The sequence below is a fragment of the Streptomyces niveus genome, from assembly GCF_001723055.1.
Classification (GTDB): Bacteria; Actinomycetota; Actinomycetes; order Streptomycetales; family Streptomycetaceae; genus Streptomyces; species Streptomyces niveus.
This window is the reverse complement of the sequence record NZ_MDCR01000498.1, coordinates 1-6,561: the sequence shown is the minus strand read 5'-3', so window position 1 is coordinate 6,561 and position 6,561 is coordinate 1. Positions and strand designations below refer to the sequence as shown.

Genomic DNA, 6,561 nt, shown 5'->3' with positions numbered 1-6,561 from the left:
CGCCGGCGGTGCCGATACGCAGATGTCCTCGGTTGCCGTCCGGACGGGGGTGCTTTCGAGCAGCGTCATACCTTCAAACGTAGAACCTTGGAGTGCACTCGAAGCAAGCGGAACACGGGACGATTTTCGCTTCGGTCCGCCCGGGGTGAGGAGCGGGGCGGGGTCCGTCTACGCTCGGGGCCATGCAGAGCCTGGCGATGATCGAGAACTGGCCCGTGCCGACGGCCGCCGCGGCGGTCGTGCGGGCGGACGGCACGGTGAGCGGGTCGCACGGCCCGGCGTCGCACCGTTTCCCGCTGGCGTCGGTGACCAAGCCGCTGGCCGCGTACGCGGTGCTCGTGGCGTACGAGGAGGGGGCGGTGGAGCTGGACGAGCCGGCCGGGCCCGAGGGCTCGACGGTCCGCCATCTCCTGTCGCACACGAGCGGTCTGGCGTACGACGAGGACCGGGTGACGGCGCCGCCCGGCACCCGGCGGCTGTATTCGAACGCGGGTTTCGAGGCGCTCGGTGAGCACGTCGCGAAGGTGACGGACATCCCGTTCGGCGAGTATCTGCGCCAGGCGGTCCTGGAGCCGCTGGGCATGGTGTCGACGACGCTGGACGGTTCGCCCGCCAGGGGCGGTGTCTCGACGGTGGACGACCTGGTCCGCTTCGCGGCGGAGCTTCAGGCGCCGCGCCTGCTCGATCCGCGTACGGTGCTGGACGCGATGACGGTGGACCGTCCGGGGCTGTCGGGGATCCTGCCGGGCTACGGGCATCAGAAGCCCAACGACTGGGGTCTGGGGTTCGAGATCCGCGACTCCAAGTCGCCGCACTGGACGGGCGGTTCGTCGTCGCCGCGTACGTTCGGCCACTTCGGGCAGTCGGGGACGTTCCTGTGGGTCGACCCGGACGCGGGCGCCGCGTGTGTGGCGCTCACGGACCGGGACTTCGGCCCGTGGGCGGTCGAGGCGTGGCCGCCGTTCACGGACGCGGTGCTGGCGGAGCTGCGCTCCTAGGGCGTGTCCGGGGCCAGTTCCCAGATCAGTACCTCGGCGGGTTCCTCCGCGGCCAGTTCCAGCGCCACGGAGTCGGTGATGCGTGCGGAGTCGCCGGGGCCCAGGGCCACGCCCGCCAGGACCACCAGGCCGCGTACGACGTGCAGGTACGCCTTCGCCGCGTCGGGGACCGCGGCCCGTTCGCCCTCCGTCAGGCGGCGTACGTGCAGCATCGCGCCGGCCTCGGGGAGGGCGTACGGGGTGGAGTCGGCGATGCCGCGCACGATCTCGTAGCGGGGGTCGCCGCCGGGGGTGAGCGGGGCGAGCCACATCTGGACGAAGACCAGCGGCTCCGGGCCGTCGTTGCGTTCCTCGTGCCGTACGCCGCCGCCGGCGCCGAGGCGCTGGACGTCGCCGGGGCGTACCCGCGTGGTGTTCCCGGCGGAGTCGCGGTGGGTGAGTTCGCCGTCGACGACCCAGGTGATGATCTCGGTGTGGCTGTGCGGGTGTTCGTCGAACCCGGCGCCGGGGGCGAGGCGTTCCTCGTTGCAGGCGATCACCGCGCCGAAGCGGAGGTTGTCGGGTTCGTAGAACTGCCCGAAGGAGAAGGCGTGGAGGGACTCGATCCCGGCGGACAGGTCACCGCCGGGATAGCGGTCGTCGGCGTACCGGACGGAAATCACGGTCCCCACGGTAGACCCGGCCCGGCACACGGCCGTCCTGATAAGGCAGTCTTGTCCCGTGCCTGAACCCGCGAACGAAGCCCATCCGCATCCCGCGACCCTGCGCCGACTGGAGAAGTCCGCCGGCAGGCTGGCCGCGAACGCGATCGCCCGCATGGACGAGAAGCTGCCGTGGTACCGCGCGATGCCGCCGGAGAACCGTTCGTGGATCGGTCTGGTGGCCCAGGCGGGGATCGCGGCCTTCACCGAGTGGTTCCGGCACCCGGAGACCCCGCAGGCCATCTCCACCGATGTGTTCGGTACGGCTCCGCGTGAGCTGACGCGGGCGATCACGCTGCGCCAGACCGTCGAGATGGTGCGCACCACCATCGAGGTCATGGAGTCGGCGATCGAGGAGGTCGCGGCGCCCGGCGATGTGTCGGTGCTGCGGGAGGCGCTGCTGGTGTACGCGCGGGAGATCGCGTTCGCGACGGCGCAGGTGTACGCGCAGGCCGCCGAGGCGCGTGGCGCGTGGGACGCGCGGCTGGAGTCGCTGGTGGTGAACGCGGTGCTGTCGGGTGAGGCCGACGAGGGCGCGGTGTCGCGGGCCTCGGCGCTGGGCTGGAACTCGCCGGAGCATGTGTGCGTGCTGCTGGGTACGGCGCCGGACGGGGACAGCGAGCTGACGGTGGAGGCGATCCGCCGGGCCGCGCGGCACGCCAAGCTCCAGGTCCTCACGGGGGTCCTCGGTGACCGGCTGGTCGTCATCGCGGGCGGCAGCGACAATCCGCTCCAGGTCGCGAAAGCCCTGATCGGGCCGTACGCGGCGGGCCCTGTGGTGGCGGGGCCCGTGGTGCCGGACCTGCTGGCGGCCACGCGGTCGGCGCAGGCGGCGGCAGCCGGGCTGAAGGCGTGTTCGGCGTGGCAGGACGCGCCGCGTCCCGTACTCTCCGACGATCTGCTGCCGGAGCGCGCGATCGCGTCGGATCCGGCCGCGCGTGAGCAACTGGTGGAGGAGATCTACAGACCGCTGGAAGAAGCGGGCTCGGCATTGCTGGAAACTCTGAGTGTGTATCTGGAGCAGGCGAGCAGTCTCGAAGGTGCCGCGCGGATGCTCTTCGTACACCCCAACACCGTGCGCTACCGGCTTCGACGTGTGACCGACGTCACCGGATGGTCGCCGTCCGATGTCCGTTCCGCTTTCACTCTGCGGATCGCGTTGATCTTGGGAAGGCTGGCCGACGGGGAATCGTCTTCGTAGCCTTTTGTGGGACTTCAACAATTACCCCGACGGTTCTTCGTCCTTGTCCCCACGGGCGGCGGAGGCCGTCCGCACGAGAGAGTGTGAGGGTGCTCGTACTCGTCGCTCCCGGCCAAGGCGCTCAGACGCCCGGCTTCCTGACTCCCTGGCTCGACCTCCCCGGCGCCGAAGACCGGCTGCGGGCGTGGTCGGACGCCATCGACCTCGATCTGGTCCACTACGGCACGAAGGCCGACGAGGACGAGATCCGTGACACCGCGGTGGCCCAGCCGCTGCTGGTCGCCGCCGGACTGCTGTCCGCCGGGGCCGTGCGCGGGCTGCTGGGCGAGGGCCGTGTGGGCGCGGTCGCGGGGCACAGCGTCGGTGAGATCACCGCCGCCGTGTACGCGGGTGTGCTGGGCGAGGAGGCCGCGCTGCGCTTCGTCCGTACGCGCGGTCTGGCGATGGCCGACGCGGCGGCGCTGACGGCGACCGGTATGGCGGCGCTGCTCGGCGGTGACCCCGAGGTGACGCTGCCGCATCTGGCGAAGCTCGGTCTGACCCCGGCGAACGTGAACGGCGCCGGCCAGATCGTGGCCGCGGGCACGCTGGAGCAGATCGCCGCGCTGGAGGCCGACAAGCCGGAGGGCGTACGACGGGTGGTGGCGCTGAAGGTCGCGGGCGCCTTCCACACCGACCACATGGCTCCGGCGGTCGCACGGCTGGCGGACGCGGCGCAGAAGCTCGACGTGTCCGACCCCGCCCTGCCGTACGTGTCCAACAAGGACGGGCAGACTGTGGCCACGGGGGCCGAGGTCGTCGCACGTCTGGTCGGCCAGGTCGCGAACCCGGTCCGCTGGGACCTGTGCATGGAGACGTTCACGGAGCAGGGTGTGACGGCGCTGGTCGAACTGTGCCCCGGCGGCACGCTGACCGGCCTCGCCAAGCGCGCCCTGCCCGGTGTGAAGACCCTCGCGCTCAAGACCCCCGCCGACCTCGACGCGGCTCGCGAGATCGTCGCAGAGCACGCTTCCTAAGGAGCCCGAGAGAGCATGGCGAAGATCAGGCCCAGCCAGGGCGCTCCGTACGCCCGCATCATGGGTGTCGGCGGCTACCGTCCGACGCGCGTGGTGCCCAACGAGGTGATCCTGGAGACGATCGACTCGTCCGACGAGTGGATCCGCTCCCGCTCCGGTATCGCGACCCGTCACTGGGCCTCCGACGAGGAGACCGTGGCGATGATGTCGATCGAGGCGTCGGGCAAGGCCATCGCCGACGCCGGGATCACGCCGGAGCAGATCGGCGGCGTGATCGTGTCGACCGTCTCGCACTTCAAGCAGACGCCGGCCGTCGCGACGGAGATCGCCGACCGGATCGGCGCGGGCAAGCCGGCCGCGTTCGACATCTCGGCGGGCTGCGCCGGCTTCGGTTACGGGCTGACGCTCGCCAAGGGCATGGTCGTCGAGGGCTCGGCCGACTATGTCCTGGTCATCGGCGTGGAGCGGCTGTCGGACCTCACGGACCTCGAAGACCGCGCCACGGCCTTCCTGTTCGGCGACGGCGCGGGCGCGGTCGTCGTCGGCCCGTCGCAGGAGCCGGAGATCGGTCCCACCGTGTGGGGCTCCGAGGGCGACAAGTCGAACACGATCACGCAGACCGTGCCGTGGGACGACTACCGCAACGGAACGCCCGAGAAGTTCCCCGCCCTCACGCAGGAGGGCCAGGCGGTGTTCCGCTGGGCCGTCTTCGAGATGGCGAAGATCGCCCAACAGGCCCTCGACGCGGCCGGGATCACCTCGGCGGACCTGGACGTCTTCATTCCGCACCAGGCCAATATGCGGATCATCGACTCGATGGTGAAGACTCTCAAGCTGCCGGAGCACGTCACGGTCGCCCGTGACGTGGAAACCACCGGCAACACCTCGGCCGCCTCGATCCCGCTCGCGATGGAGCGGCTTCTGGCGACCGGTCAGGCGAAGAGCGGCGACACCGCGCTCGTCATCGGCTTCGGGGCGGGTCTCGTGTACGCCGCGACGGTCGTTACCCTCCCCTAGGCACACCGGAGCTTTCCGGACCGTGCTCGTACAAATCCCTCTGCTCACGCTGAATATCGAAGGAGCGCCCACATGGCCGCCACTCAGGAAGAGATCGTCTCAGGTCTCGCCGAGATCGTGAACGAGATCGCCGGCATCCCGGTCGAGGACGTCCAGCTGGACAAGTCCTTCACCGACGACCTGGACGTCGACTCGCTGTCCATGGTCGAGGTCGTCGTCGCCGCCGAGGAGCGCTTCGACGTGAAGATCCCGGACGACGACGTCAAGAACCTGAAGACCGTCGGCGACGCCGCCGACTACATCGCGAAGCACCAGGCCTGATCCAGGTCGCGCGGCTGACGCCACCCGGTGGTGGCGCCGTAAAAATTCCGCACCCTCTACACGTGGAGAAAGAATTCCAGTGAGCCCGACCAATCGCACCGTGGTCGTCACCGGTATCGGCGCAACCACACCGCTGGGTGGCGACAGCGCATCGACCTGGGAGGGGCTGCTCGCCGGCCGCTCGGGCGTCAGGCCCCTCGAAGGCGAGCGGTTCGCCGAACTGCCGGTCCGGATCGCCGCGCTCGCCGCGGTCGACCCGGGCGACGTACTGCCCCGCCCGCTCGCCCGCAAGCTGGACCGCTCGGCGCAGTTCGCGCTGATCGCGGCCCGTGAGGCGTGGGCGGACGCGGGTTACAAGGCCAAGGCCGGTGAGGACGAGAGCGTCGCCCCCGAACGGCTGGGCACGGTCATCGCCTCCGGCATCGGCGGCGTGACCACCCTTCTCGACCAGTACGACGTGCTGAAGGAGAAGGGCGTACGCCGCGTCTCCCCGCACACCGTGCCGATGCTGATGCCGAACGGCCCCTCCGCCAACGTGGGTCTGGAGGTGAACGCCCAGGCGGGCGTGCACACTCCGGTGTCCGCGTGCGCGTCGGGCGCCGAGGCGATCGGCTACGCCGTGGAGATGATCCGCACCGGCCGCGCCGACGTCGTGGTGGCGGGCGGCACGGAGGCGGCGATCCACCCGCTGCCGGTCGCCGCGTTCGCCAACATGATGGCGATGTCGAAGAACAACGACGAGCCCACCAAGGCGTCCCGCCCCTACGACAAGGCCCGTGACGGCTTCGTCCTCGGCGAGGGCGCGGGGGTCGTGGTCCTGGAGTCCGCCGAGCACGCCGCCGCCCGCGGCGCGCGCGTGTACTGCGAGGTGCTGGGCCAGGGCCTGTCCGCCGACAGCCACCACATCGCGCAGCCCGAGCCCACCGGACGTGGTGTGGCGGCGGCGATGCAGAACCTGCTCGACAACACCGGAATGAAGCCGTCGGAGGTCGTGCACCTGAACGCGCACGCCACCTCGACGCCGCAGGGCGACATCGCGGAGATCAAGGCGCTGCGCCGGGTCCTGGGCGAGGACCTCGACCATGTCGCGGTCTCCGGTACGAAGTCGATGACCGGCCATCTGCTGGGCGGCGCCGGCGGTATCGAGACGGTGGCGACGGTGCTCGCGCTGCACCACCGCCTGGCCCCGCCGACGATCAACGTGGACGACCTTGACGCCGAGGTCGACGCGGACATCGTGCGCGGCGAGCCGCGGGCTCTGCCCGGGGGCACGATCTCGGCGATCAACAACTCGTTCGGCTTCGGCG

At 70.7% G+C, this 6,561-nt stretch carries 7 protein-coding genes; 6 read left to right on the top strand and 1 reads right to left on the bottom strand.

Annotation, left to right across the window (positions count from 1 at the left end):
- Positions 1 to 182: 182 nt before the first annotated feature.
- Positions 183 to 998 (top strand): serine hydrolase domain-containing protein, encoded by an 816-nt coding sequence (locus tag BHU15_RS36830; protein WP_069631054.1) that lies wholly within the window; start codon positions 183 to 185, stop codon positions 996 to 998.
- Here the strand turns inward: BHU15_RS36830 and BHU15_RS36825 are convergent.
- The gene (locus BHU15_RS36825) at positions 995 to 1,657 is read right to left on the bottom strand and encodes a pirin family protein (protein ID WP_069631055.1); all 663 of its coding nucleotides are present in this window, start codon (positions 1,655 to 1,657) and stop codon (positions 995 to 997) included. The genes BHU15_RS36830 and BHU15_RS36825 overlap by 4 nt on opposite strands.
- A 61-nt stretch (positions 1,658 to 1,718) precedes the next feature.
- Here BHU15_RS36825 and BHU15_RS36820 point away from each other — a divergent pair, with 61 nt between their 5' ends.
- The 5 genes from BHU15_RS36820 to BHU15_RS36800 all read left to right on the top strand — a co-directional run.
- Positions 1,719 to 2,900 carry a PucR family transcriptional regulator gene (locus BHU15_RS36820; RefSeq protein ID WP_069631053.1) on the top strand — a complete coding sequence of 394 codons (1,182 nt, stop codon included), beginning with the start codon at positions 1,719 to 1,721 and terminating at the stop codon, positions 2,898 to 2,900.
- An 89-nt stretch (positions 2,901 to 2,989) separates the two neighbouring features.
- A complete protein-coding gene (locus BHU15_RS36815) occupies positions 2,990 to 3,916 on the top strand; it encodes an ACP S-malonyltransferase (protein ID WP_069631052.1) in 927 nt (308 codons plus the stop codon).
- A 15-nt stretch (positions 3,917 to 3,931) separates the two neighbouring features.
- Positions 3,932 to 4,933, top strand: a complete 1,002-nt coding sequence (locus BHU15_RS36810; protein WP_069631051.1) for a ketoacyl-ACP synthase III — start codon at positions 3,932 to 3,934, stop codon at positions 4,931 to 4,933.
- Between the two features lie 72 nt (positions 4,934 to 5,005).
- A complete protein-coding gene (locus tag BHU15_RS36805) occupies positions 5,006 to 5,254 on the top strand; it encodes an acyl carrier protein (RefSeq protein ID WP_023542032.1) in 249 nt (82 codons plus the stop codon).
- A 79-nt stretch (positions 5,255 to 5,333) separates the two neighbouring features.
- Positions 5,334 to 6,561: beta-ketoacyl-[acyl-carrier-protein] synthase family protein (locus BHU15_RS36800; protein ID WP_069631050.1), on the top strand; the 1,228-nt coding region annotated here is incomplete at its 3' end.

Bases quoted from the DNA above. Each gene is read 5' to 3' on its own strand.
- BHU15_RS36830 (WP_069631054.1), top strand. From the start codon at position 183: ATGCAGAGCCTGGCGATGATCGAGAACTGGCCCGTGCCGACGGCCGCC.
- BHU15_RS36810 (WP_069631051.1), top strand. From the start codon at position 3,932: ATGGCGAAGATCAGGCCCAGCCAGGGCGCTCCGTACGCCCGCATCATG.
- BHU15_RS36805 (WP_023542032.1), top strand. From the start codon at position 5,006: ATGGCCGCCACTCAGGAAGAGATCGTCTCAGGTCTCGCCGAGATCGTG.